We start from the raw sequence: 23,485 nt of genomic DNA on the forward strand, positions 1-23,485 counted from the left end.
ACTGTATGCAGAGACATCACAGTTTATGATGGTCTGTAACGTTTTCTGGAGTCGACGTTTCATCTCTTCACTGTACTCCTCCTCAACTAAGCACCTATGGCTCTCCTTCAAACCCTTAGCATCAATGGCAAGCGACTCAACCAAAGTATTGACGACCTGGCCCAGATCGGGCGATTGGAAAACGGCGGTATCTGTCGGTTGGCCTTTAGCCCAGAAGATGTTCAGGGCCGAGAACTGGTGCGTCGGTGGATGGTAGAAGCGGGGTTGAGCACCTGTATTGATACCGCAGGCAACCTGATTGGCCGTCGTCCCGGCCGCCTTCATGCCCCGGCGATTGCCACTGGGTCCCATATCGATACAGTGCCCTGTGGCGGCAAATTCGACGGCAATCTGGGCGTGCTGGCTGGCATTGAGGTCGCCCGCACCCTACAGGAGAATAATGTCATCCTCGACCACCCGTTTGAGGTAATCGTCTTCGCCGATGAAGAGGACACCATGATTGGCGGGCGAGCCATGGCCGGAACGGCCTCCCTCAAGGCCAGCGACTACCATCGCAAAGATGGTCGCCCCATTGACGACTGTGTGAACGGGGCTGGCGGCAATTGGGACCAACTCGAGCTGTCTAGGCGCACCCGAGACGACATCTGTGCCTTTGTCGAACTCCATGTCGAGCAGGGCGGCGTGCTGGAAACGGCCAAAAAACAGATTGGTGTCGTGCAGGGCATCGTTGGTATGCAGCGGTACCAGATTCACATTACTGGGCGACCTAACCATGCCGGCACCACGCCGATGGGACAGCGCCAGGACGCACTGGTGGCTGCCGCCCAGATTGTTCTGGCGGTCAACCGCCTGGGCATCCGCCCCCCTGGGCAGCAGGTGGCCACCGTGGGCGCCCTACAGGTGTGGCCCAATGCCGCCAATATTGTGCCAGGTCAGGTGCAGTGCAGCCTTGACGTGCGCGACCTCAACCAAGCTGTGATCGATGACCTGGTTCACGACCTGAAAGAAGAACTGGTGCTGATCGCCCGGTCAACAGATACCACCATTGAAATTGTGCCGCAGCTCAACGTGGCTCCATGTCCTGCCGCCCCTCACATTCAGGCCATGATCGCGGAGGTGAGCGATCGCTTTGGCCTCAGCCATATGCCCATGCCCAGTCGAGCGGGCCACGACGCCCTGGAAATGGGCCGCTTCACCGATATGGGGATGATTTTTGTGCCCAGCGAGGGGGGCTTCAGCCATTCGGAGGTCGAGTACACCACTCCCGAGGAGTGTGTGAACGGGGCCAACGTCCTGCTGGAGACCGTTTTGCGCCTCGATCGCCACTACTGAGTCACGACTGGCGATCGCTGATCTGGTAGGGGTATCCTCCCTGGGAATGGTTAGGGGGGTAGCGCTATATTTAGACAGTGCTCCTATACATATCGCAATCATCCTATGGTCTTCTTTGGTTTAGGCAAAGGTAAAAAGTCAGAGATGCCCGCTGCTAGCGAGGCTCTGCCCGGGCGGGCTACGGCCATGTCCGTGCCCGATAAACACTACGTCAACGGCAATCCGCTCACGCCCCCTTTCCCTGACGGTATGGAACGGGCTCTCTTTGGCATGGGCTGTTTTTGGGGAGCGGAACGCAAGTTTTGGCAGCTAGACGGCGTGTACTCTACGGCCGTAGGCTATGCCGCTGGCTACACTCCTAACCCAACCTATCAGGAGGTTTGTTCCGGTCTAACTGGCCACAATGAAGTGGTTCTGGTCCTTTTTGACCCGGCGGTGGTTACCTACGACCAACTGCTCAAAACCTTTTGGGAAAACCACAACCCTACCCAGGGCATGCGCCAAGGCAACGACGTTGGGACTCAGTACCGATCGGGCATATACACCTACTCCCAAGCCCAGCATCAGGCCGCAGAAGCTTCCCGTCGGGCCTACCAGGAAGCCCTCAACCAGGCGGGCTATGGTTCTATTACTACTGAAATTCTAGACGCTTCAGAGTTTTACTACGCGGAGGCGTACCACCAGCAGTACCTGGCCAAAAACCCCGGCGGCTATTGTGGTCTAGGCGGCACCAACGTGGCCTGCCCGGTAGGGTTGTCGGTAGAACATTAACCAACGGTAACCTGCTCTGGCAAAGCAGGTGTCTGATCACCAATTGCTTGAAAGAACGCGTAGTATTGCTTGGCCAGAGCTAGCCAAGAATAGCGGCGATTGACCAAGTCCCGCCGTTTCTGAACATCGTCTGATGTTTGATACTTAAGGGCGGCGGACAGCGCATTCGCTACGGCGGCTTCATCGGTGGTATCAACTAGATAAGCTTGATCCTCTAAGGTCCAGCGGGTGACGCGACGATCATGAGTAACAATGGGCAGACCCGTGGCCAATGCCTCGATGTAGACATTGGCTGACGGCTCGTCAAGGCTCATGTGCAAAAACGTATCAGCACAGCGATACAGCTCTGGCATATTCTCTCTTGGCAGCTTTAGCAAATGAAAGCGATCGCCTAAAAGCTCATGCCCCAATGCCTGCACCTGATCCCGCAGTTCACCGTCTCCAGCAATAGCCAGGTGTAACCCTTCGACTTTCCCAACACAACGAATGCCCTCCAGCACTCGCTTGCTAGGAATGAGAGCGCTTACCATTACCGCCAGTGGCACATTACTCGGAAGGTTGAATCTGCTGCGATCTCCCTCACCGGGGGCAAAAACTTCAGGATCTACACCGTTAGGGATCAACACCGTTGGAAAATTATCTTTGTTGTTGTCAAAATATTCAGGGTTAGTACAGACCAGGCCGTCGCAGGAAAAGTGCTTATACTCTGAATTTTTTTTCGTGCACATCCAATCTCCGTTTTGAGTAACGAAAATGTGTTTCGGCCTTGTTTTTTGGCTCTTTGCCCGTAGAGTCCAGTTTGTGTAGGGGTAACTGCACGTAACCGTTACATCATATTTTTCGGGCTGATAGGTCCGCATCAATCCCGGTAGAAACGTTAGTTCTTCATAGACATAGTGCCCACGCAGATACGGAAACGCAGGCCATTTTTCAAACTTTTCGCGAGCAATACAGGGTACATGAAGAAAATTATAGGGAGAATCAACCTTGGGATGACCTGAGCCCATGAGCGTCACCTCGCACCCAGGCATTAGCGCAAGTTTCTTTGCCAACTCTTCAAATGCTACCTCTGCTCCCCTTAAAACCCTATGCAAGCCGGGCAGTACGATTAGAATGCGCATAATCAAAACACGAAGATCTTTGAAGAACTGAAAAAACTGAACTTAGTTTTGAATAAAAAGGCTAGCTTTACCCAGTACTTAAATTACATAAAATTGAGCGTTCAGAAGCTCGAAATTCTTTGGGCTTAAAATTAAAACACTGAATCAAGCTTGTTTTAAGAAATTATTGTCAAATAACTATTTAGCATGACTTGACATTTTGTTCACGGATTAATGTATTGATCTTGCTGAATCCTTTCAGAGCTTATTAACCTCTTGTTAACCCTAAGACCTGATATTTGTCTCAAGATTTAAGAGCTGGATAGTGATAGTCAGCATATCATGAACTTAAGGGCGAAGAAAAGCAGACTTATTCCAGTGATGCCGCTCTCACCCCAGCCCTCTTATTCCCTAAGAGAAAGCTGTCTGGGAATAAGGATTTTGCGGCTTCGACTCCTCTTCTTTGTTGGAAAGAAGAGTCTCGACAATACAGCTCGCTTCTCGGTGGTCAAAATACAAGTTAGCTCTTCAGGCATCAATGCAACCGAAAATATACTAAGATACGCTAATTATTCTTATCACTTGCATATAAACGTACCCGAAGCGGTGCTCTTTGGGCTGACCTAGGCCCCAAAAAACTTCTGGCCTAAATGTTTGGTGGTCTTTGTGTAAAGCTTTTATAAAAATCAAGGTAGCTTGTTCAATTGAAAAACTGTCGGACAACTGGCGGTCCTGGTGCTGACTGCAATCTTACTTCAGACCCTGCAAAGGTAAACCTATGTTCCCACCTGGCAGGGTAGATTTTGGCTTGGTGGCAACCAGCTTTAGGCTTGGTTAAGCCTTGGCAAACAAACTAGAATGATGCATATTAGTTGCTTTAAGGTCTAAATATTTAACCCTGGAGCCTTAAGCTGAAAAGTAGTTAGGAACTTAAGCGAGCCATGGATCAGATTGGCGTTGTGACGATAGGCCGCAATGAAGGAGAGCGTCTTATTCGCTGTCTAAGGTCTTTACAGGAACACGTACCTGCAGGTAGCCCTATCGTCTATGTAGACTCGGGTTCCACCGATGGCAGTGTGGCTCAAGCCCGCGCCATGGGCATTCATGTCGTAGAACTTGATATGTCTGTGCCTTTTACAATGGCCAGAGGGCGCAACACAGGGTTTCAATACCTGGTTGATAATTTCCCTGATCTGACCTACGTGCAGTTTGTCGACGGCGACTGTGAACTGCTGCCTGGCTGGATCGATCGCGCCATCACGGCGCTCAGCCAGTCGGAGGCCCTGGCGATTGTGTGTGGACGGCGGCGAGAGCGGTTCCCCGATGCGTCTCCCTACAACCGCCTGGCCGACATGGAGTGGAATACTCCAGTGGGAGAGGCTAAGGCCTGCGGAGGCGATATGATGGCTCGCGTCGAGGCGATCAAAGCCGTCGGTGGCTTTAATCCCAGTATGATCTGCGGAGAAGAGCCGGAGATGTGCATTCGCCTGCGGCAGAAAGGTTGGAAAATAGAGCGCATTGAGGCTGATATGACCCTTCACGATGCCGCCATGACTCGCTTTGGCCAGTGGTGGAAGCGTTCGATTCGAGGGGGATGGGCCGTTGCAGAGGGCAAGGCGATGTACGGCGAGCCGCCGGAGTCTTATATGGTGAAGGAAAATAAGAGCGGTTGGCTTTGGGGGGTGCTTATTCCTTTAGTCGCCTTGACCTTCGCCTGGCCAACCCGTGGCTTGAGCCTGCTGCTGCTGTTGGGCTATATGCTGTTGGGATGGCGAATTTACAAGTATCGCCAGGGCCGGGGGGATGTGCCGGGGCATGCCCGCCTCTATGCCTTTTTCTGTACGTTGTCAAAACTGCCCCAGGCGCTGGGTCAGGGACGCTACTGGATCAATCGCTGGCGGAATAAGCCCCCTGAGCTAATCGAATATAAGCTGGTTCAGTGATGTCCTGTCAGGGTTGAGGTGAGTCAGGATGTTGGAGATTTGCCCCAGTTCCAATTTGGCTCGAGAATGCTACCTTGCTCTCGATGTGATAGCTGTAATGGGGTCTATCACCGCATAGCAGGTTAGGAAACAGCAATATCACACCTCGATCAAAGGTTTCCTAGCTCTGCTCTCCTGGGAGTGGATGAGTACCGGAAGCATTTCCCTCATCACTATGAACCCCTCACCATGAAAATTACCCTTCATATTCCAGATGAGATCAGCCAGGAGCCTACCTTTTCTAGGGCTAACTGGCTCCGGGAGATTGCCATCGCTCTATTTGAGCAGGAGCACGTCACCCTAGAGGGTGCCAGCCAAATTGCTGATATGCACCTGATGGAGTTCCAGAAATGCCTGGGCAATCGTGGCAACTGTATTCATTACGACATGCAAGAGTTTGACGAAGATATTCAAAATCTGCGCAGCCGGGGTTGGCTATGATTTTGGTAAGCGATGCCTCGTCATTAGGCAGTTTCGCGTTGATTGATCATCTTTGGTTGCTGGAGTCCATCTACAGTGCCGGGATTATTTCAGAGGTGGCCGCCAGGGATTTAGCCACCGCTAAAAGTGCCCGTATTCAAGCAGTGCTCTCCTCTGGCTGGATTCACGTGCAGGCTCCGACAGCGTCGGCGATCGCCAGAGTTGTGCAGTCGGGCAAGCAGCTGGATCTGGGTGACACCCATGCGATCGCCCTGGCGTTGCAGCTCAAAGCCGACGAGCTACTGATGAATGAACGCCGGGGACGACAGTTGGCCCAGGAGCTGGAGCTATCGGTAATTGGCCTGTTTGGCGTCATTATTCTGGCTAAAAAAAGGGCGCTGATCCCCAGCGTACGGCGGTTGATGGATACTCTGGTGGAGCAGGCGGGCTTTCGGATCAGCAACCGGCTGTACCAAAAGATTCTGAGGTTTGCCGACGAAATTTAGACCGCTGGGCAATATCAACTAGCTTCTTCAGCTCATGGGTTAAGCCCAACAGGGAGCTGATCCTGAATCCTGTCTCATTCCCCCCGATTCCCCAGGGCTAATCATCGCTCGCCCCCACAGATTGAACCCCTGCCAACAACAAAAGCGCCCCCGGTCGGGGGCGCTTTTTCTCAATCAATGGACTAGCAGAGACTAGCCGATAATTTCAGGAGCCTCAGCAGCGGCCAGGTCCAGCGGGAAGTTGTGAGCATTGCGCTCGTGCATCACTTCCATACCCAGGTTGGCGCGGTTGATCACGTCCGCCCAGGTGCCAATCACTCGACCTTGGCTGTCAAGGATGGATTGGTTGAAGTTGAACCCGTTCAGGTTGAACGCCATCGTGCTGATGCCCAGGGCGGTGAACCAGATGCCGATCACAGGCCACGCACCCAGGAAGAAGTGCAGCGAACGGCTGTTGTTGAAGCTGGCGTATTGGAAGATCAGACGTCCGAAGTAGCCGTGGGCTGCAACGATGTTGTAGGTCTCTTCTTCCTGACCAAACTTGTAGCCGTAGTTCTGGGACTCAGTCTCGGTGGTCTCACGCACCAGAGACGAGGTCACCAGCGAACCGTGCATGGCCGAGAACAGCGAACCACCGAACACACCGGCTACACCCAGCATGTGGAAGGGGTGCATCAGAATGTTGTGCTCAGCCTGGAACACCAGCATGAAGTTGAAGGTACCGGAGATACCCAGGGGCATACCGTCCGAGAAGGAGCCCTGACCCAGGGGGTAAATCAGGAACACGGCGGTCGCAGCGGCCACGGGTGCGCTGTAAGCAACGCAGATCCAGGGTTTCAGGAGCCTCAGCAGCGGCCAGGTCCAGCGGGAAGTTGTGAGCATTGCGCTCGTGCATCACTTCCATACCCAGGTTGGCGCGGTTGATCACGTCCGCCCAGGTGCCAATCACTCGACCTTGGCTGTCAAGGATGGATTGGTTGAAGTTGAACCCGTTCAGGTTGAACGCCATCGTGCTGATGCCCAGGGCGGTGAACCAGATGCCGATCACAGGCCACGCACCCAGGAAGAAGTGCAGCGAACGGCTGTTGTTGAAGCTGGCGTATTGGAAGATCAGACGTCCGAAGTAGCCGTGGGCTGCAACGATGTTGTAGGTCTCTTCTTCCTGACCAAACTTGTAGCCGTAGTTCTGGGACTCAGTCTCGGTGGTCTCACGCACCAGAGACGAGGTCACCAGCGAACCGTGCATGGCCGAGAACAGCGAACCACCGAACACACCGGCTACACCCAGCATGTGGAAGGGGTGCATCAGAATGTTGTGCTCAGCCTGGAACACCAGCATGAAGTTGAAGGTACCGGAGATACCCAGGGGCATACCGTCCGAGAAGGAGCCCTGACCCAGGGGGTAAATCAGGAACACGGCGGTCGCAGCGGCCACGGGTGCGCTGTAAGCAACGCAGATCCAGGGGCGCATGCCCAGGCGGTAGCTCAGTTCCCACTCACGACCCATGTAGCAGAAGACGCCGATGAGGAAGTGGAAGATGACCAGCTGGTAGGGGCCACCGTTGTACAGCCACTCATCGAGGGAAGCGGCTTCCCAGATCGGGTAGAAGTGCAGACCGATGGCGTTGGAGGAGGGCACAACCGCACCGGAGATGATGTTGTTGCCGTACATCAGCGAGCCAGCCACGGGCTCACGGATGCCGTCGATGTCGACGGGAGGAGCAGCGATGAACGCTACGACGAAGCAGGTGGTGGCAGCAAGCAGGGTGGGAATCATCAGAACCCCGAACCAGCCCACGTACAGGCGGTTCTCGGTGCTGGTGACCCACTGGCAAAACTGCTCCCACAGGGAGGCAGATTGTTGACGTTGTAACGACATCTGTGCCTTTGTCGAACTCCATGTCGAGCAGGGCGGCGTGCTGGAAACGGCCAAAAAACAGATTGGTGTCGTGCAGGGCATCGTTGGTATGCAGCGGTACCAGATTCACATTACTGGGCGACCTAACCATGCCGGCACCACGCCGATGGGACAGCGCCAGGACGCACTGGTGGCTGCCGCCCAGATTGTTCTGGCGGTCAACCGCCTGGGCATCCGCCCGTGGTTAATGGCCTGGAGGAACGCCTGGCGATCGCCGGGCAGCATGAGGGTGGGCCAGATGGCTTCCGCTGCGGTCGCCGCAACGGGGCGCAGGGGTACCTCGACTGGGGCCTGACTGGCCGCGATCGAGGTGTCCAGTGCGGACGGCTGATCTGCTCTAGCCAGGGCAGAGCGCGGCAGCACCCCGAACCAGCCCACGTACAGGCGGTTCTCGGTGCTGGTGACCCACTGGCAAAACTGCTCCCACAGGGAGGCAGATTGTTGACGTTGTAAGGTCGTAGTCATGATGGAAATAAGTGCAACTAGGTTTACTAGGTGCTCATCCCCAAGGGGTGAGCGGGTATGTATGTCATTACATTAACCGCAATATTTCGTTTTGTAAACCTTTCTTGGAGCAGAGATGCCGAGTTTGGAGTTCAGGGATCAGCGGCTGCGATCGCCTGCTGCCAAATATTTTGGATTCTAACGATCTGCTGAGGGGCGGGGATAGCCCGAAACAGGTCCAGGGCTTTGTAAAGATAAGTCTCGGCCTCGGCGGCCTGCTCAGGCTGACTGGCCAGGGTGAGGGCGGATTGCAGGTAGGCGGTCGCCAGGTCCCCCTGGGCACCGACTTCATTCAGCAGGGCGATCGCCTGGCGATAGTCCAGAGCGGCCTCGGTCATGTCCCCCCGCTGGTGCTTGAGCCGTCCCAGGCCCACCAAAGCATTGGCTTTAATTTGCAGATAGTGGCCCGCTTCCGCCGCCTGAATAGCCTCAGTTAATAGAGCAGCGGCGGTATCCGGTTCTCCCACATTGAGGTAGGTGTGCCCCAACAGCTGCACAAAGAAGGCGTAGCGACCGCTCTGTCCGCCGGTCTGCATCTGCCTCAGGGCCTTGTCTGCAAGGTCTTTAGCTGTTTCGCGATCGCCCTGATGGGAGCGCACCAGGGCCAGGCAGATGGTCGCTTTGTCGGCCCATGGCTGGTGGCGGGTGCCAGCGGCGGTGGCCATCACCTGGCTAAACCCAATGGCGGCCGTCTCCAGGTTCCAGAGATCTAGATGGTAGAGGCCGAGACTGAGCTGGGAGTCAACCGCCAGCATGGTGAGGTAGTACCAGCGGTGGGTGGTTGGGGCAGGCACTTCGGCTTCTAGGTGGGTGAGGGCAATGGTGAGGGCATTCTGCTGACAGGCGGTCGCCTCCGTCAGGCGGCCCTGAATCCAGTACAGGTCGCCGAGAATATTGGATAGCTCACTAACGTCGACGTTGGTGGGCGAGAGGTGGGTGAGGATGGCGGTGATGGCATCGGTAAGCGGCTGCACCAGCCCCATGCGGTAGAGGGTGCTGCCCAGGGGCAAAAACTGCTGCCACTGGTTGTCTCGGCTGTGCAAAATGACCCGGGCGGCGGCGGCGAAATCCTGGATGGCGACGTAGTGGTAGTAGGCTTCGAGCGCCTGGAGGGCGTCGTCAAGGCTGCAAATACGCTGGATGCTGTCGCTCCAGCAGCGGGCGGCGGCGCGGTGGGCCGACTCCCAATCGGCGGCACCCTCTGGGTGAGCGGCAAGCTGAGCCAGAGCCCCGGCTCGCACCGCCGAGTGCAGCCAGTAGCGACCCTGGCTGCACTCCAGCAGCGATCGGTTGCGCAGGGAGGTGACGATCGCCTGGTGACGCTGGGGAGGGATATCGGCCATCAGGCCGTGGACGGCCTCCCAGGGAATGGTGGGCACGTCCTGGTAGCGGTAGACGCCGAGGCGACAGAAGAGGCGATAGGCGTCTGGGTCAAGGGACCGCAGGCGATGAATCTGGCTTTCGACCAGGTTTTTGAGATCCACGGGCCTGAGTAGATCCTGGCTGTGGGCCTGCCAGTAGGGGCCGAGGTGGCCCTCAAAGTCGGCCTGAACCACCCCGGCTAAAATTTCCATCGCTTTGGCGTTGCCGCCGTAGGCACTGTGCATGGCGGCCAGCCCATCGCCGCCATCAACGATGCCCCGATGGGCGAAGTAGGTGGCCCAGGCGGGGAGCCCCAACCCCGGCAGGCGGTAGTGGGTGAGGGGCAGGCCAGGTTCGCAGAGGCGATCGCGGCTGGTGATCAGCGTCAGCGTCTGCCCCCGGCTGTGGGCCAAAACCCTGAGCAATTCGCCGTAGCGGCGGTGGGGGCCAAGGAACTGGCCCTGGGCATCGAGGGCGGGTTCCAGGTTGTCGATCAGGACGGCGACGCGACGCTGGCGCAAATGTCGACGCAGGCGATCGAGGGTGACGCCAAACTCGCGCCCCGGCTCCACGCCGAAGTCCTGGCGCAGCCATTCTTCGACCACCCACTCCACCGGGGTAATGTCGGCAGGATCTTTTGCCATCAGCAGTTCGAGGGTGAGATCGACCCGCTGTTGAGCGATAAAGTGCTGGGCTAGGGTAGTTTTGCCCAGGCCCCCTTCTCCCTGAATAACGAGGGTGCGGTGGCCCTGGGCGATCAGACCAGTGAGGTGTGCGATCGCCTCCTGACGCCCCACGAACTGCGGGTTGAGCGGGGGACTGAAGGCCAGGGATGCCCCTGGTCTGCGATGCCCTAAATCCTCCCGACCTGGGGACCCTTGAGGGTTCGTAGAACCCCAGTTGTGAGAGGCTAGGGAGGGCTCCGGCCGCCCCGCTCCGCCCCCAATCCCCAGATCAGCGGTGGCGGCCGAGACATCGATACCGAGCTGGAGCAGCGATCGCTTCAGGACTGACTTGAGGGTCGATTTGGTCACCTTCTCCCCGGTCACCTTCGACAGCAGTCGCCATAGCTGGTAGGCCACGTCCTTGATGTGGCCCTCGGTGTAGCCAGCGGCGGTGGCAATGTCGAGATACTTTTGGCCCTGCCACACCTGCTGGAGGATGGTGCGCTGCAAATCGTTCAGATGCCGTCCGGTGACGGTGAAGACAAGCTTGTCTGCCAGTTCTACCGCATCTGGTGCCATGCCTTTGGAATGCTCCTTCGGCCAACTACTCTAGCCGAGATTAAGGGGAGATACATCCCCAAAGCTGCGGATTCCGACTTTTTCCGCCCGCTGGGACTCACCGGGGTTGCCCCAGACCCGACTTTGCCCGGCTGACCCCAGTCCTCGGAAAAACTACAGTGAATTTACTCGACCGTGCGCATTCAGAGCATACCAACTATGACAGCTACTTCCGTTCATTTACCCGCCGCCGGAGACGACCTGGCGGGACCGTGGTGGCCTGCCCCAGGTTTAGTTCAAACGAACCACCGCATTGCAACCCTAACCCGGCGGTATGTGACGGCGGAGCACCTGTGCGATCGCCTCAACGACCTGCCCCGTCAGTTCCAAACCCCCCAGCCTCGCCGCTGGCCCCGGATCGCCTGGGGCACCCTGCACCCGGACCAGGTGAGCGGCATTTGCCTCGATACTTTCTGCGCCATTCTGCTCGGCACCATCAACACTGAGGCCCCGATTCGCGGCTACACCCAGGCCAGTCGCCAGTACCTGGAGCAGTTCTATCCCCAGATGGCGCAGTTTGTGGGGGGCACGGTGAATGCCGATGGCCAGGTGCTCGCCCCTGGCCTCTGGGAGCGCGAAGAAAAGCGTCACACCCCTGTACTGAGCCTGCTCTACCAGCGCCTGAGCGGGGAACCGCCCCAATCCGTACCCCACACCGCCCGGCCCTACACGCCCAGCGACGACCCCAGAGCCGACCTCTACCGCCACGGGCTGCACCGCATCGCCACTGAGTACGGGGCCGCCTGCCTCTACCTGTGGATGATGGCCTACACCACGGGCCCGCTTCAGGCCGTACTGGGGGAACTGCTGATTGACGAGATTAACCACATGACTAAATTTTGGGGCTTTGGCCGCTGGGCCTATGGGGAAACCAATGTGGGGATGATAGCCAGCACCCTGGCCCAGGCAATGGTGCAAAAGTGGCGACAGCCGAATCTCCAGGGCAGCTTGATTCACACCCTGCGGCGCATGACGGCGGAACTGGCCTGGGACCAGTGGCATCTCCGCCATCGGCTCACCTTGCTCTACGCCTTTGATCAGGTGATGCGGGTGCTGTGGCGATGGGATCAAACCCTGACACCGACCTACCTGACCAACCTATTTGGCCCCAACCCGCCCACAGGTAGGGGCGATCGCAGCCCCAGCCGTTAGATGGTAATTCTGGTCGCAAATGCAACCCGCCGAAGTCTTTATAGGAGTTTGACCTATGGTTCAGTCTAACCATGCTTCCCCCCTGCCTGCCGATCTGCACCCCGAGGCTTTGCCTGCCCACGTGGCGGTGATCATGGATGGCAACGGCCGCTGGGCCACCCGGCGGGGGCTGCCCCGGGTGGCGGGCCATCGCCAGGGCGCCAAAACGGTGAAGGACCTGCTGCGCTGCTGCAAAGACTGGGGCATTGGGGCGCTGACGGTCTACGCCTTTTCGACGGAGAACTGGCGGCGACCGCTGGAAGAAGTCACCTTTTTACTGCGCCTGTTTGACCGACTGCTGCACCGCGAACTGGCCGAAATGCAACGAGAGGGCGTGCGAATTCAGTTTTTGGGTGATCTGTCGCCCCTGCCCGAGCGGCTACGGTTGCTAATGCAGGAGGCGATGGCTGTGACCGACGCCAACCAGCGGGTGCATTTCAATGTGGCGGTGAACTACGGCGGCCGGCAGGAACTGGTGGCGGCCACCCGCCAGATTGCCCGGCAGGTGGCCGCCGGCGCTATCTCCATTGATGAGGTAGACGAAGCCGCTCTGTCTCGCGTACTGCGGACGTATCCCCTGCCTGATCCGGACTTGCTGATTCGCACCAGTGGCGAGCAGCGGCTGAGCAACTTTCTGCCCTGGCAGCTAGCCTACACGGAACTGTACTTTACCGATGTGCTCTGGCCTGAGTTCGATCGCGCGGCGTTTCACCAGGCCTTGCAGTGGTACCAACAGCGCCAGAGACGGTTTGGCGGGCTGACGCCAGCGCCTGTGGCCCAGGGCCTCTAGGTTTCCGCTGCCCCTAAAACCGGGCACACTGGTCTTCTTTGTTGCCGCGCACCATGTTGCCGTTGCCGCTGGGGGTGGGGCTGTTCTCTTTGCACTGCAGGTTGCCATTGATGCGGTTGCTGACCACCCGCAGACCGCCGTCGTTTTCAAAGGCCTGGAGGTTGCCGCCAATGGTGTTACCCTGGCTGAGCAGCGATCGCCGATTTTCCTCAAACTGCAGGTCGCCACCGATGCGCGAGTCGGCCACCATCGCCCCACCGGACTGCTTGATCTGAATATTGCCATCCACCGTAGAGCGGGCGTTGACCGTCACCTGCGCCGCATTCTCCGCCTGAATATTGCCCTCGACGCGGATACTGCGAGCGATCAGGGTGGCTCCCGACTCGACCTTGATGTTGCCCTCGACGCGGGTGCCATTGAGGGTGCAGGTGGCCCCGCTGGGCACGCGCAAATTGTCTACGGTGACGTTGCTCAGGTTGCCCCGGCAGGTGAACTCGTCAGCTCGGCCTGGAGTCGGGAGGGCGATCGCGCCAGATAGCCCCACCACCCCCGCCCAAAAAATCGTTGCCACTCTCATCGGTGCCCGCCCTCTCAGTAGTTTCATGCAAACTACTTCGAAAGACGTACGGAGTGAACCATTTGTTGCGGAGACCGACGGGGTTAACAGGTTGGAGTGTCGGCCAAATCAGCCTTGGGAAACGTCGATTCAAGACGGGAACCTTGTAGGGGCGTAGCAGGCTACGCCTCTACAAGAGGATAGCAGGCAGGATTAAGTATAAAAACCTGCCCACCGCCAGGGCTAACCGCTGCTCGGCTTAGCCCTAGGCCGCCTCGGCCAGGGCGGGGTAGTCGGTGTAGCCTTCGGCCCCGCCGCCGTAGAAGGTGTCGGGGTTGGGCTCGTTCAGCGGCGCATTTTGGGCAAAGCGCTGGGGCAGGTCGGGGTTGGCGATGAACAGCTTGCCGTAGGAGACCAGATCGGCATTGCCGCTGGCGATCGCCCGATTCCCCGATTCCTGGTCGTAATCCCAGTTCACCATCAGCAGACCGTCGTAGAGCGGGCGAAACTCTTTCGTAGGGATGGCGGTACCGCCGTGGCGCAGGTCAGATTCGCTGGGTTCGAGCAGGTGCAGGTAGGCCAGGTTGAACTGATTCAGCGCCTGAATGGCGTAGCCAAAAGTGGCCCTGGGGTCAGAGTCGCTCATGTCGTTGAAGGTGCTGCTGGGGGACAGACGCACGCCGACGCGATCGCCGCCCAGCACCTCCACCACCGCCTCAGTCACCTCCAGCAGCAGGCGGGCGCGGTTTTCGACCGGGCCACCGTAGGCATCGGTGCGGTGGTTGCTGCCGTCGCGCAGAAACTGGTCGAGCAGGTAGCCGTTCGCCCCGTGCACCTCCACCCCGTCAAAGCCTGCCTCCAAAGCGTTTTTGGCCGCCTGGCGATACTGGTCCACAATGCCGGGGATTTCCTCTAGCTCCAGGGCCCTGGGAGTGACAAAGCGCTGCATGCCCTCGTAGGTCATGGCGTCGCCCTGGGGCTGAATTGCGCTGGGGGCCACGGGGGTTGCCCCATCGGGCTGCAGGGACGGGTGCGAAATGCGGCCCACGTGCCACAGCTGCAAAAAGATGCGGCCCCCTTTGGCGTGGACGGCCTCGGTCACCTGCTGCCACCCGGCGATCTGCTCGGCGCTGTGGATGCCGGGGGTGGCGGGGTAGCCCATGCCCTGGGGTGAAATCTGGCTGGCCTCTGTGATGATCAGCCCTGCCGAGGCCCGCTGCTCGTAGTAGGTCACGTTCAGCGGCTGCGGCACGTTGCCTTCCCCGGCCCGGTTGCGGGTGAGGGGAGCCATGGCAATGCGGTTGGGCAGTTCGTAGGCACCCAGCTTGATCGGCGTAAACAGGTTCTTTTCAGTGGACATGAGGGTTTCCTTTAGGTTGGTTAGGACTAAGTAATTCCGTAGAGGCGCACGGTTCCCACAGGGGCAAGTAGCATTCGCCCATGGGGGATCAGGCTGGCTTCGGAATGACCGAACAACAACGTGGATCGTACAGGGATAAACCGCCTCTGCTTTCTCCCCAATGGGTGGTGGGCAGTGCCCCTCCTACGATGGCTGTAGGGGCAAACGACATTGCCCTCAGAGAATTGAGCTAGGGGAAATCTATATAACGGTATGGATTGGGTAAGGGCAAACAACCGTTTGCCCCTACGAACGGCTATAACGGGTTAGCTCAGAAAGGGCTCGACGGCGTTAGCAAGGGTGGTCTTAGACACCGCCCCCACCATCTGCTCCATTTTTTCGCCGCCCATAAACACCATCAGCGTGGGAATGCTGCGAATGCCGTAGTGGGAGGCAATGCCGGGCTGCTCGTCGGTATTGACCTTGACCACCTTGAGCTGCCCGGCGTACTGCTGGGCCACCTCATCGACAACGCTGGCGACCATGCGGCAGGGGCCGCACCAGGGTGCCCAAAAATCGACCAGCACAGGCACGTCACTTTGCAGCACTTCGGTTTGAAATGTTTCTTGGGTAATACTTGCGACTGCAGACATCGGAATACCTCCGCCAACCAGGCGAATTTCAATTATTCGAAAAAGTCGAACAATTAAACTATAGCGTCTGCCGTGGCATAATGCAACTATGCGACCTATTCATCATCCCAACTGTCAAGACATTGCCCTGGAAGGGGTTTTGTACGCCCTGGGCGACCCGGTGCGGCTCGAAATTGTGCAGCGGCTGGCCAGTAACGATGAGCTATCCTGCTCGGATCTCGATTTGGGGGTGGCGAAGTCAACCCTCTCCCACCACTTCAAAATTTTGCGGGAGGCCGGGGTGCTGCACTGCCGCAAGCAGGGCACCCAGCACATGAATTCCCTGCGCCGCGACGATCTGGAGGCAGCGTTCCCCGGCCTGCTCGACAGCATTTTGAAGGCAGCTCGGGCAAAGGTCTAGGGCCAGTGCTGAAGGCTGGATAGCTAAGACGGCTGTCCCATTTGGCTAAAGCGGCTCATGCCCCAGAACACTCTCTTGAAGGGCCTCGATCGCAGGTTCAGGCCTCGGTTCGCGCAGGGAGTCGGCGATCTTTTTGATGAAGCTGGCGGTGGGTACGGCCAGCAGCAGGCCCAGAAACCCGGCGAACTTGGCCCCAATCAGCAGCGCCAGGATGATGATCGCGGGGTTCAGGCCGGTGATGCCCCCCATCAGGCGTGGGGCCACCAGGTTGTCGTTGATTTGGCCCAGCACGATCGCTACCCCCAGCACCTTGAGCCCCAGCCAGACATTCTGGAACGCCAGCAGGGTGCTCACCCCCAGCACCGCCGCCGTGCCCCCAAAGGGAATGATGCTGACCAGGCCAATTACCAGACCAAACAGCAGGCCAAAGGGCACGTTGAGCAACATCAGAGCGGTGGATTGAGCGATCGCCAGGATTAGTGCCAGGGTGGCCTGGCCCGAAAAGTAGCCCTGGAAGCTGGGCCGCAGCGACCTGCGGATCTGCGATCGCCAGGGGGGCGGCAGCCAGCTCAGCAGCCCTTCCCACAGCGGGTCGCCGTTGATCACCAGCAGAATGGCCAGGACGACGGTGACGAGCAGGTTAAGGGCGCTGTCAAGGGTGCTGAGGGTGACGCTGATCGCCTGGGTCGTGGTCGCTTGCAGAGCGTTGGTGATCTGGTTGGCGGCCTCTACCGTGAGCTGGTCGAGGTTGACGGGCAGGTTTTGAAAGAAGGGCCTTTCTTCTAGCAGCAGTAGCTGGGTGGTGGCGCGATCGATCCAGCCGGGCAGCCGCTCGGCAAAGTCGTTGAGCTGCTGCCACACCTGCGGCCCCAAAAAGATCACCAACACCGTGGTGAGGACAACGGCCACCAGTACCACCAGCGCCACCGCCAGGCTCCTGGCCAGGCCTCGCTTCTCTAGCCAGTCGATGGGGTAGTCGAGCAGAAAGGCGATCAGGCTGGCGGTGATCACAATGCTGGTGGCGGGCTGAAAAATGCCCGCCAGCCGATACAGCAGCCAGCCGTTGAGGCAGATGAGGGGGAAGGCCAGACCCGCGATCGCCCAGCGGGGCAGTTTTGAGAACGTGACCATAGACGCCTACCCCTTCAACGCCGAAATATCCAGCTCGGTCAGAGTCGCCAGAAAGACGCTCAGACGTTCGGTGATCTTAGCCACCCCACCCGCCACATTCGACTCGACATTGAGCGGCAGCACCGGGTCGTGCAGCGACATCCGCACCATAAACCAGCCGTTTTCGTCAGGATTGGAACAGCTGACCCGCACCCCCTCGTAGCTGGGCTCGATTGCCCAGTCGGCCTGGGTAGCGACGAAACCCTTGAGCTGGTTCATCACCTCAGCGCCGTAGACCTGGGGCTCGGGGGCCAGAATTTTGAGCCGATACTCCTGGCTGGTGTGGGGGTCTTGTAGGGATGCGATCAGGTCGGTGAGGCGCTTGCCCGAGCGGCGGGCTTTGGCCAGTTCAATCAGTAGTTTGCTGACCAGGTAAGCGCCATCGTCTAAAAAGTAGTTTTCTTTCATTGCCCCGTGGCCCGAGGCTTCGATCGCCAGCCAGCTGGGCTGGCCCGCCTCATTCAGGCGAATCGCTTCGTTGATCACGTTTTTGTAGCCCCGCCGAAAGCGGTGGTGAATGCCGCCCAGATCACCCTCAATAAACCGGGTCAGCCCGTCGGAGGTAGTCGAGTCGGTGACGATGGTGGTGCCGGGGTGCTCTTGCAGCACGATCGCCGAGATCAGCGCGATCAGCCGATTGCGGTTGAGTTCGCGCCCATCGGTGTCGACCGCAGCGCCGCGATCGACATCGGTATCAAAAATCAGGCCAAAGTCGGCCCCCTGGTTTACCACGGCCTGGCAGATCGAGGCGATCGCCACTGCATCCTCCGGGTTGGGCACGTGGTTAGGAAAGGTGCCGTCGGGGTCAAGGAACTGGCTGCCGCTGGTATTTGCCCCCAGGGGTTCCAGCACCTGGCTGGCGAAAAAGCCGCCCGCCCCATTGCCCGCATCGACAATGATTTTCAGCCCCCGCAGCGGCTGCTCAAAGTGGTCGGGGTGGTTGACCGCCTGGCGAATCTGCTGCACCAGCCCCGCCGCGTAGGCCCCAATCAGGTCGCGGCGCTCCACCGGGACAGGAGTCGTAGTGGCAAAGTGCCCCTGCTCGGCCAGCTCCAGAATGCGCGAAATATCCCCCTTGCCCAGCCCGCCCCGGCGAGTGAAAAACTTGAGCCCGTTGCGGTTGAAGGGCAGGTGGCTGGCGGTCATCATAATCGCGCCCTGGCAGCCAAACTCGGGCAGCACCGTACTCATAAACATGGCCGGGGTCGAGGCCATACCCACATCCAGCACCTGACAACCCAAAGCGGCCATGCCCTCGATTACCGCCTGCATCAGGGTGGGGCCAGAGAGGCGGCTGTCGCGCCCCACAGCGATCGCCAATGCATCCACAGGTAGGTCCAATTCTGCCGCGAGCCAGGTGGCAAAGGCTTTGCCCAGGGTATTGACCACTTCAGGAGTGAGGTTCACGGCCTGGTCCGGGACGCCTTCTAGGGCGACGCCGCGAATGTCAGAGCCGTTCTGCAATGCGGCCCAGTTGATGGTGGTGGATGGGGGCATGGGGGCGATCGCTCCTGCTGTCGTCCCCTTCACCATAGAAGCCGCTCCCGGCTTCGGCCGATTTCTTCAGCTTTTTTGCGCCTGAGGCACGGGGCTCTACTTTGCTTTGGCCTCCAAAGTTTCTAGACGGCTCTTGAGTTCTTGATTAGATTTTTTGAGATCATCCAACTCCTGGCGCAGTTTTTCCACCGCTTTGTCTTTGCCGATCGCCTTTTGCACCTGCTGCACGGCTTCCTCGGCACGGCGGCGCACGCGACCGTCGGGGGTGTGGTCGGCTAAACTTTGCAGAACGCCGATCGCCCGCCCGGTCTCGATGCCGCTGAGAGCCGCCACTGCCGAGACCTGGGTGAGGAAGAACGACTCGCTGGCGATGGTCTCTAACCTGTCCAAGATGCGCTCTACGTTGGGCTTGCTCTGAGCCTTGGAGATCGCCCCCAGGGCGCGAATCGCCGCCAGCCGCAGGGCCTGGGGGGTGCCGGGTTCGGTGTACTTGAGCAGTAGGTCGAGCGCATCTTCAGACGATTTGAACTGGCTGAGGGCGGCGATCGCCCCTGACCGGATCACTTCGTTCCAGCCCTGGCGCTCTTCCAGGATGTTCTCCAGCAGCTTCAGGGTTTTTTTGTCCTGCGCTTTGCCATCGACATCGGCAGCGCCGACCTTGCCCAGGGACCGAATGGCGGCAGCTTCGACGTAGTAGCTGGGGTCGCCGTTCTCCGCAATGCCCTTGAGCGCCTTGTAGCTGGCGGCGGTTTTGATGTCGCCCAGGGACTCCACCACGGCGCGGCGCACCCGAGCCTCGGGGTCTTGCAGCCCCTTTAGCAGCCCCTCAACCGCCTGATTGAGCTTGACCGAGGCCAGCTGTTCCGCCACCTCGGCCCGCACGCCCCAGAAGGGTTCGTTCACCAGGGATGCTGACAGAGCGGTGACGGCTTCCAGGTTGCCCTTTTTGGCCAGGGCGATCGCCGCCTCAATCCGCGACAGGGGGTCGGGGTCGTGCTGGAGCTGGGCCTTGAGTTCGGCTATGGGGTATTCCAGTTCCACGGTTTTGAGCACATGGTTGCCCACGTCAAAGCTGATCAAGTCAGGCTTTTTCTCCAGGGGAAAGAACAGCGCCTGCTCCCGTTCGTGAATGCGCACGGTGAAGGATTTAACCTCGACCTGGGCAGAGTCTTCCGAACTCAGGTAGCCAAAGCCGATAGGGATTCTTAAATCAAACAGGCCGCTGCTGCTGCTGGTGTCGCCGTCTTTGGCCTGGGTTTGGGTAATGGTGAGCTTGGCCAGGTTGCTGTCGCCGTCCCAGCTGTAGGCGACTTTGTAGTCGGGGTGGCCGCCGCGCAGCACGTACTGATCAAACAGGGGCCGCAGGTTGCGCCCGGTAGCCTTGTCGATCGCCCGCAGCAGGTCGATGGTCTCCACGGTGCTGTGGGCGTTGTCCTGAACAAAGGTGTGGATCGCCTTCCAGAACAGGGCATCCCCCAGTTCGGCGCGGATCATGTGGTAGACGCAAGCGCCTTTTTCGTAGATGTGGCGGTCATACAGTTCAATCGCTTCGCGATAGACGTGCGTTACCATCGGTCGCCGGTAGCGGCTCTTGTCTTCGTCCAGGTAGCTGCGGGCCTCCCCCAGGCGATAGTAGGCGGCCTCGTCCGCGCCGTACTCCTGCTCGGTCCACATCACCTCGGAGTAGGTGGCCATGCCCTCCTTCACCCAGGCATGGCTCCAGTGGTTGATCACCAGCAGATCGCCAAACCACTGGTGGGCCAGCTCGTGGACGACCAGGGATTCAGAGCCGCGATTGTCCAGAGCGGCGCGCTCGTCCAGCAGACAGCGATCGGTGAGAATCGTCACCGAGGTATTTTCCATGCCGCCAAAGATAAAGTCGGCGGCGCACACCTGGGCGTACTTGGGGAAGGCGTAGCGGTAGCCGTACTTTTCGCTCAAGAATTCCACCATGCGGGGCGTTTTGCCCATGGTGATCTGGCCCTGGTCTTTGCGGCCTTTCTCCACATAGTAGGTGACGGGGATGTTCTGCCACTGGTCTTGAATGACGTCGAACTCGCCTACGGCCAGGGCCATCAGGTAGGTGGGGTGCACTTGCTTTTGGTGCCAGTGGAAGATCTTGTGGTCGCCATCTGCCTGGGTGTCCACCAGCTCGCCGTTGGAGACGACCTGGTACATTCCCGGCACCCGCACTCGGATCTCCGACGTGGAGAGCATACCCGGATAGTCGAAGCAGGGAAACCAGAAGCGGGAGTCTTCGTCTTCCCCCTGGGTCCACACCTGGACGGGTTTGTCGGGGTAGTGCTGGTCGGGGCCGACGAAGTAGAGGCCGCGCTCGGGCTGCACCAGGCGATAGGCGATCGCAACGGTAAAGCGCTGTCCCGCCACCGTAGAGGTATTCAGTCGAATGTGAAGCTGCTCGCCGTCGTAGCCAAAGGGCTGACTGTCGCCGTCTACCGTCACGGATTCAATCTGCTGGTTGACCGCATCCAGCGTCAGGCTCTCCACGCCGTCGCGCACCGGGTTGATGGAAATTTTGCAGGTGCCCGCGCAGATTTGGTTCTCCAGATCCAGGCTCAGATTCAGGGCAATGTGTTCGACCTGGCCGGGGCGATCCGGGTTGTAGTGGGGTTTTGCCCCCGGCATTTCAAACGACTTGTGACCGTTGTTGTCGTCCAGGCTCTCGATTTGAAAAGCGCGGTGTGCGTTGGGCATGGGAACAGTAAACCTTTGCGTGACGTTTTCGCTCCAGAACCAGGGGTGGGGCCAGTGGACTCGACGGCCCCCGGCCTACCCTGACTGACCTAGAGCCATCCTACTCTGAATTCCCTAAAGCGTAGTCGCATTGACATTGCTTAAGCAAGGGGCTGCTGGGATTGGGCGGTTGGCGTTGGCCTTGGCTGGTGAGCAGCGGCGTGATCAAAGCCAGCAAAAAAGTAGAGAGAGCAGGAAATTCCCGGCATCCTGCCGCCGCGGCATCTTGGTTCTTCACAGGACCCCATCACGGCGTAAAATACAGACGACTGATGTAGAGAGCGCAAAAGGTAACTATGGGACGCTTTAGACCTGTTTTGGGAATTTTGCTGGCGATCGTGGCCACCTGCCTGGTGGCCTGCGGTGGCCCGGCGGCTAAAATCCCCACCACCTACACACCGGAAATTTTGCAGCAGGTAGAGCTGTATTCCCCCGGCGTGGCCTCTCTGCGCGATCGCTTCCCCGAGCTAGAGGGCTACATTCAGACCAAAGACTGGGTCAACGTGCAGAGCTTTATTCACGGTCCCATGGGCGAACTGCGGGCGCGGATGAATCGGCTGGCGGCGACCCTGCTGACCAAAGATCAGCCCCAGGCCCAGTCCCTGGCCAAGGAGCTGTATGTCCACCTGGAGCGGCTGGACGAGGCGGCGGCCAACGGGCAGCAGGTGTTGGCCGGACAGGAGTACCGCAACGCCCTGGATGACTTTGACTCGTTCCTGGCCCTGGTGCCGACCTTTCAGTAGTTTTGCCTGACCCCCAGGCGCACCTCCCTGACACGAATCCCTTGACACGAATCACGATCATCGGCTGCGGCGTAGTGGGAGCGGCGATCGCCTACGAACTTAGTCGCCGTGGGGGGCTTGAGGTCACCGTGTGCGATCGCGCTGCCCCCGGCCAGGGCGCGACGGCAGCGGCCCTGGGGGTGGCGATGGCGGTGATCAGCCACAAGGTGAAGGGGCGCAACTGGCGGCTGCGGGAGCAGAGCCTCAACCGCTACCAGACCCTACTGCCAGAACTGGAAGCGCTGACGGGACAACCCATTCAGCGCAATACCCAGGGCATTCTCAGCCTCTGCTTTGACGCGGAGGAGCTGCCCCGGTGGCGATCGCTGCAGCAGATTCGCCAGGGCCAGGGCTACCGGCTGGAGCTGTGGGAGCCAGAGCAGGTGCGCGATCGCTGCCCCCACCTACGAACTGACGGGGTCAGCGCCGGTATCTTCTCGCCCCAGGACTTTCAGGTCAACCCCACCGACCTGACCCAGGCGCTGGTGGCTGGGGCGGCGACCAACGGCGTGGACTTTCGCCTTCAGCAACCCGTGGTGGGGTTTGACACCGGGGCGGAGGGGCTCTGCACCGCCGTTCACACTCAGCAACAAACCATCCCCACCGATGCGATCGTGCTCTCGGCGGGCCTGGGCACCCTGCCGCTGACCACCACCCTGGCCCAGCCCACTGCCATTGGCCCGGTGCTGGGTCAGGGGCTGCGCCTTCATCTAGATTCACCGCTGGGCAAGCCCGACTTTCAGCCCGTGGTCAACGGCCACGACATTCACCTGGTACCCCTGGGTGGCGGTGACTACTGGGTGGGGGCGACGGTTGAGTTTCCGCCGGAAACCTCTTTGGACGAGGCGCTGGCCATGCAGCCTGAGGCCGAGCGACTGGAGCAGGTGCGGTTGGGCGCGATCGCCCACTGTCCGGCCCTGGCCACAGGCACGGTCACCGATCGCTGGGTTGGCCTGCGCCCCCGCCCCCAGGGCCAGGCCGCTCCGGTGATTCAGCCGCTGGCAGGGTACCGCAATATTTGGCTGGCTACCGGCCACTACCGCAACGGGGTTTTGCTAGCCCCGGCGACGGCGCTGGCGGTACGGGATTTACTGGTGTAGCCCACCGACCGCGATCGCCCCCCGAGCGCTTTGACGAGCACTTTGGGAGGGAGCGTTTTACACTAGCAGGGGTAA

General features: G+C 59.3%; 19 protein-coding genes and 2 pseudogenes. 10 read left to right on the forward strand and 11 right to left on the reverse strand.

The window, feature by feature from the left end:
• The first annotated feature begins 96 nt into the window (after positions 1 to 96).
• On the forward strand, positions 97 to 1,332 hold the full coding sequence (locus tag NF78_RS20185) for a Zn-dependent hydrolase (protein WP_035991198.1): 1,236 nt from the start codon (positions 97 to 99) through the stop codon (positions 1,330 to 1,332).
• Positions 1,333 to 1,476: 144 nt separating this feature from the next.
• Complete coding sequence (gene msrA, locus NF78_RS20190; protein WP_318655494.1) at positions 1,477 to 2,103, forward strand: peptide-methionine (S)-S-oxide reductase MsrA; 627 nt, start codon at positions 1,477 to 1,479, stop codon at positions 2,101 to 2,103.
• Here msrA and NF78_RS20195 read toward each other — a convergent pair.
• Positions 2,100 to 3,224, reverse strand: coding sequence for a glycosyltransferase family 4 protein (locus NF78_RS20195; RefSeq protein ID WP_035991202.1), 1,125 nt, complete (start codon positions 3,222 to 3,224; stop codon positions 2,100 to 2,102). The two genes, msrA and NF78_RS20195, sit on opposite strands and share 4 nt — an antisense overlap.
• Positions 3,225 to 4,144: 920 nt before the next feature.
• On the opposite strand from NF78_RS20195, the gene NF78_RS20200 reads away from it, so the two are divergent.
• The 3 genes from NF78_RS20200 (at position 4,145) to NF78_RS20210 (ending at position 6,111) form a co-directional block, all read left to right on the forward strand.
• Positions 4,145 to 5,146, forward strand: a complete 1,002-nt coding sequence (locus NF78_RS20200; RefSeq protein ID WP_035991204.1) for a glycosyltransferase family 2 protein — start codon at positions 4,145 to 4,147, stop codon at positions 5,144 to 5,146.
• Between the two features lie 228 nt (positions 5,147 to 5,374).
• Positions 5,375 to 5,626: a UPF0175 family protein gene (locus NF78_RS20205; protein ID WP_035991206.1), complete on the forward strand. Its 252-nt coding sequence runs from the start codon at positions 5,375 to 5,377 to the stop codon at positions 5,624 to 5,626.
• Between the two features lie 38 nt (positions 5,627 to 5,664).
• On the forward strand, positions 5,665 to 6,111 hold the full coding sequence (locus NF78_RS20210) for a DUF3368 domain-containing protein (protein ID WP_225885383.1): 447 nt from the start codon (positions 5,665 to 5,667) through the stop codon (positions 6,109 to 6,111).
• 192 nt (positions 6,112 to 6,303) lie between these two features.
• Here NF78_RS20210 and NF78_RS20215 read toward each other — a convergent pair.
• The 4 genes and pseudogenes from NF78_RS20215 to NF78_RS20230 form a co-directional block, all read right to left on the reverse strand.
• A pseudogene (locus tag NF78_RS20215) lies at positions 6,304 to 6,951 on the reverse strand (photosystem II q(b) protein); the annotation flags it as partial.
• Positions 6,941 to 7,990 (reverse strand): annotated as a pseudogene (gene psbA, locus NF78_RS20220) (photosystem II q(b) protein); the annotation flags it as partial. The pseudogenes psbA and NF78_RS20215, both read right to left, overlap by 11 nt.
• A 105-nt stretch (positions 7,991 to 8,095) precedes the next feature.
• On the reverse strand, positions 8,096 to 8,494 hold the full coding sequence (locus NF78_RS33560; RefSeq protein WP_035991211.1) for a hypothetical protein: 399 nt from the start codon (positions 8,492 to 8,494) through the stop codon (positions 8,096 to 8,098).
• Positions 8,495 to 8,625: 131 nt separating this feature from the next.
• A complete protein-coding gene (locus NF78_RS20230; RefSeq protein ID WP_035991213.1) occupies positions 8,626 to 11,139 on the reverse strand; it encodes a tetratricopeptide repeat protein in 2,514 nt (837 codons plus the stop codon).
• A 198-nt stretch (positions 11,140 to 11,337) separates the two neighbouring features.
• On the opposite strand from NF78_RS20230, the gene NF78_RS20235 reads away from it, so the two are divergent.
• Both NF78_RS20235 and NF78_RS20240 read left to right on the forward strand, forming a co-directional pair.
• Positions 11,338 to 12,330, forward strand: coding sequence for a ferritin-like domain-containing protein (locus NF78_RS20235; protein ID WP_052050780.1), 993 nt, complete (start codon positions 11,338 to 11,340; stop codon positions 12,328 to 12,330).
• A 55-nt stretch (positions 12,331 to 12,385) separates the two neighbouring features.
• Positions 12,386 to 13,159, forward strand: coding sequence for an isoprenyl transferase (locus NF78_RS20240; RefSeq protein WP_035991215.1), 774 nt, complete (start codon positions 12,386 to 12,388; stop codon positions 13,157 to 13,159).
• 13 nt (positions 13,160 to 13,172) lie between these two features.
• On the opposite strand, the gene NF78_RS20245 is transcribed toward NF78_RS20240, so the two are convergent.
• From NF78_RS20245 to trxA, 3 genes are all read right to left on the reverse strand, one after another.
• Entirely contained in the window at positions 13,173 to 13,736 is a 564-nt protein-coding gene (locus NF78_RS20245) for a hypothetical protein (protein ID WP_035991217.1), read from the reverse strand.
• Between the two features lie 244 nt (positions 13,737 to 13,980).
• Positions 13,981 to 15,075 carry an alkene reductase gene (locus NF78_RS20250; RefSeq protein ID WP_035991219.1) on the reverse strand — a complete coding sequence of 365 codons (1,095 nt, stop codon included), beginning with the start codon at positions 15,073 to 15,075 and terminating at the stop codon, positions 13,981 to 13,983.
• A gap of 305 nt (positions 15,076 to 15,380) precedes the next feature.
• Complete coding sequence (gene trxA, locus NF78_RS20255; RefSeq protein ID WP_035991220.1) at positions 15,381 to 15,707, reverse strand: thioredoxin; 327 nt, start codon at positions 15,705 to 15,707, stop codon at positions 15,381 to 15,383.
• 88 nt (positions 15,708 to 15,795) lie between these two features.
• Here trxA and NF78_RS20260 point away from each other — a divergent pair, with 88 nt between their 5' ends.
• On the forward strand, positions 15,796 to 16,107 hold the full coding sequence (locus NF78_RS20260) for an ArsR/SmtB family transcription factor (protein WP_035991222.1): 312 nt from the start codon (positions 15,796 to 15,798) through the stop codon (positions 16,105 to 16,107).
• A 45-nt stretch (positions 16,108 to 16,152) separates the two neighbouring features.
• Here the strand turns inward: NF78_RS20260 and NF78_RS20265 are convergent, their stop codons facing one another.
• Genes NF78_RS20265 through NF78_RS20275 form a run of 3 tightly spaced genes read right to left on the reverse strand, consistent with a single transcriptional unit; the run spans position 16,153 to position 21,489 of the window.
• The gene (locus NF78_RS20265) at positions 16,153 to 17,238 is read right to left on the reverse strand and encodes an AI-2E family transporter (protein ID WP_035991224.1); all 1,086 of its coding nucleotides are present in this window, start codon (positions 17,236 to 17,238) and stop codon (positions 16,153 to 16,155) included.
• Positions 17,239 to 17,244: 6 nt separating this feature from the next.
• Positions 17,245 to 18,810: a phosphomannomutase/phosphoglucomutase gene (locus tag NF78_RS20270; protein WP_081972788.1), complete on the reverse strand. Its 1,566-nt coding sequence runs from the start codon at positions 18,808 to 18,810 to the stop codon at positions 17,245 to 17,247.
• 60 nt (positions 18,811 to 18,870) lie between these two features.
• Complete coding sequence (locus NF78_RS20275) at positions 18,871 to 21,489, reverse strand: M1 family metallopeptidase (RefSeq protein ID WP_052050781.1); 2,619 nt, start codon at positions 21,487 to 21,489, stop codon at positions 18,871 to 18,873.
• 335 nt (positions 21,490 to 21,824) lie between these two features.
• Between NF78_RS20275 and psbQ the strand changes: the two genes are divergently transcribed.
• Entirely contained in the window at positions 21,825 to 22,271 is a 447-nt protein-coding gene (psbQ, locus tag NF78_RS20280; RefSeq protein WP_035991228.1) for a photosystem II protein PsbQ, read from the forward strand.
• A 41-nt stretch (positions 22,272 to 22,312) separates the two neighbouring features.
• Complete coding sequence (locus NF78_RS20285; protein WP_035993460.1) at positions 22,313 to 23,410, forward strand: NAD(P)/FAD-dependent oxidoreductase; 1,098 nt, start codon at positions 22,313 to 22,315, stop codon at positions 23,408 to 23,410.
• Positions 23,411 to 23,485 lie beyond the last annotated feature (75 nt).

Source organism: Leptolyngbya sp. KIOST-1 (genome assembly GCF_000763385.1).
GTDB lineage: Bacteria > Cyanobacteriota > Cyanobacteriia > Phormidesmidales > Phormidesmidaceae > Nodosilinea.

Coding starts and splice junctions, on each gene's coding strand:
- NF78_RS20185 (WP_035991198.1), top strand. CDS start 97: ATGGCTCTCCTTCAAACCCTTAGCATCAATGGCAAGCGACTCAACCAA.
- msrA (WP_318655494.1), top strand. CDS start 1,477: ATGCCCGCTGCTAGCGAGGCTCTGCCCGGGCGGGCTACGGCCATGTCC.
- NF78_RS20195 (WP_035991202.1), bottom strand. CDS start 3,224: ATGCGCATTCTAATCGTACTGCCCGGCTTGCATAGGGTTTTAAGGGGA.
- NF78_RS20200 (WP_035991204.1), top strand. CDS start 4,145: ATGGATCAGATTGGCGTTGTGACGATAGGCCGCAATGAAGGAGAGCGT.
- NF78_RS20205 (WP_035991206.1), top strand. CDS start 5,375: ATGAAAATTACCCTTCATATTCCAGATGAGATCAGCCAGGAGCCTACC.
- NF78_RS33560 (WP_035991211.1), bottom strand. CDS start 8,494: ATGACTACGACCTTACAACGTCAACAATCTGCCTCCCTGTGGGAGCAG.
- NF78_RS20230 (WP_035991213.1), bottom strand. CDS start 11,139: ATGGCACCAGATGCGGTAGAACTGGCAGACAAGCTTGTCTTCACCGTC.
- NF78_RS20235 (WP_052050780.1), top strand. CDS start 11,338: ATGACAGCTACTTCCGTTCATTTACCCGCCGCCGGAGACGACCTGGCG.
- NF78_RS20240 (WP_035991215.1), top strand. CDS start 12,386: ATGGTTCAGTCTAACCATGCTTCCCCCCTGCCTGCCGATCTGCACCCC.
- NF78_RS20245 (WP_035991217.1), bottom strand. CDS start 13,736: ATGAGAGTGGCAACGATTTTTTGGGCGGGGGTGGTGGGGCTATCTGGC.
- NF78_RS20250 (WP_035991219.1), bottom strand. CDS start 15,075: ATGTCCACTGAAAAGAACCTGTTTACGCCGATCAAGCTGGGTGCCTAC.
- trxA (WP_035991220.1), bottom strand. CDS start 15,707: ATGTCTGCAGTCGCAAGTATTACCCAAGAAACATTTCAAACCGAAGTG.
- NF78_RS20260 (WP_035991222.1), top strand. CDS start 15,796: ATGCGACCTATTCATCATCCCAACTGTCAAGACATTGCCCTGGAAGGG.
- NF78_RS20265 (WP_035991224.1), bottom strand. CDS start 17,238: ATGGTCACGTTCTCAAAACTGCCCCGCTGGGCGATCGCGGGTCTGGCC.
- NF78_RS20270 (WP_081972788.1), bottom strand. CDS start 18,810: ATGGTGAAGGGGACGACAGCAGGAGCGATCGCCCCCATGCCCCCATCC.
- NF78_RS20275 (WP_052050781.1), bottom strand. CDS start 21,489: ATGCCCAACGCACACCGCGCTTTTCAAATCGAGAGCCTGGACGACAAC.
- psbQ (WP_035991228.1), top strand. CDS start 21,825: ATGGGACGCTTTAGACCTGTTTTGGGAATTTTGCTGGCGATCGTGGCC.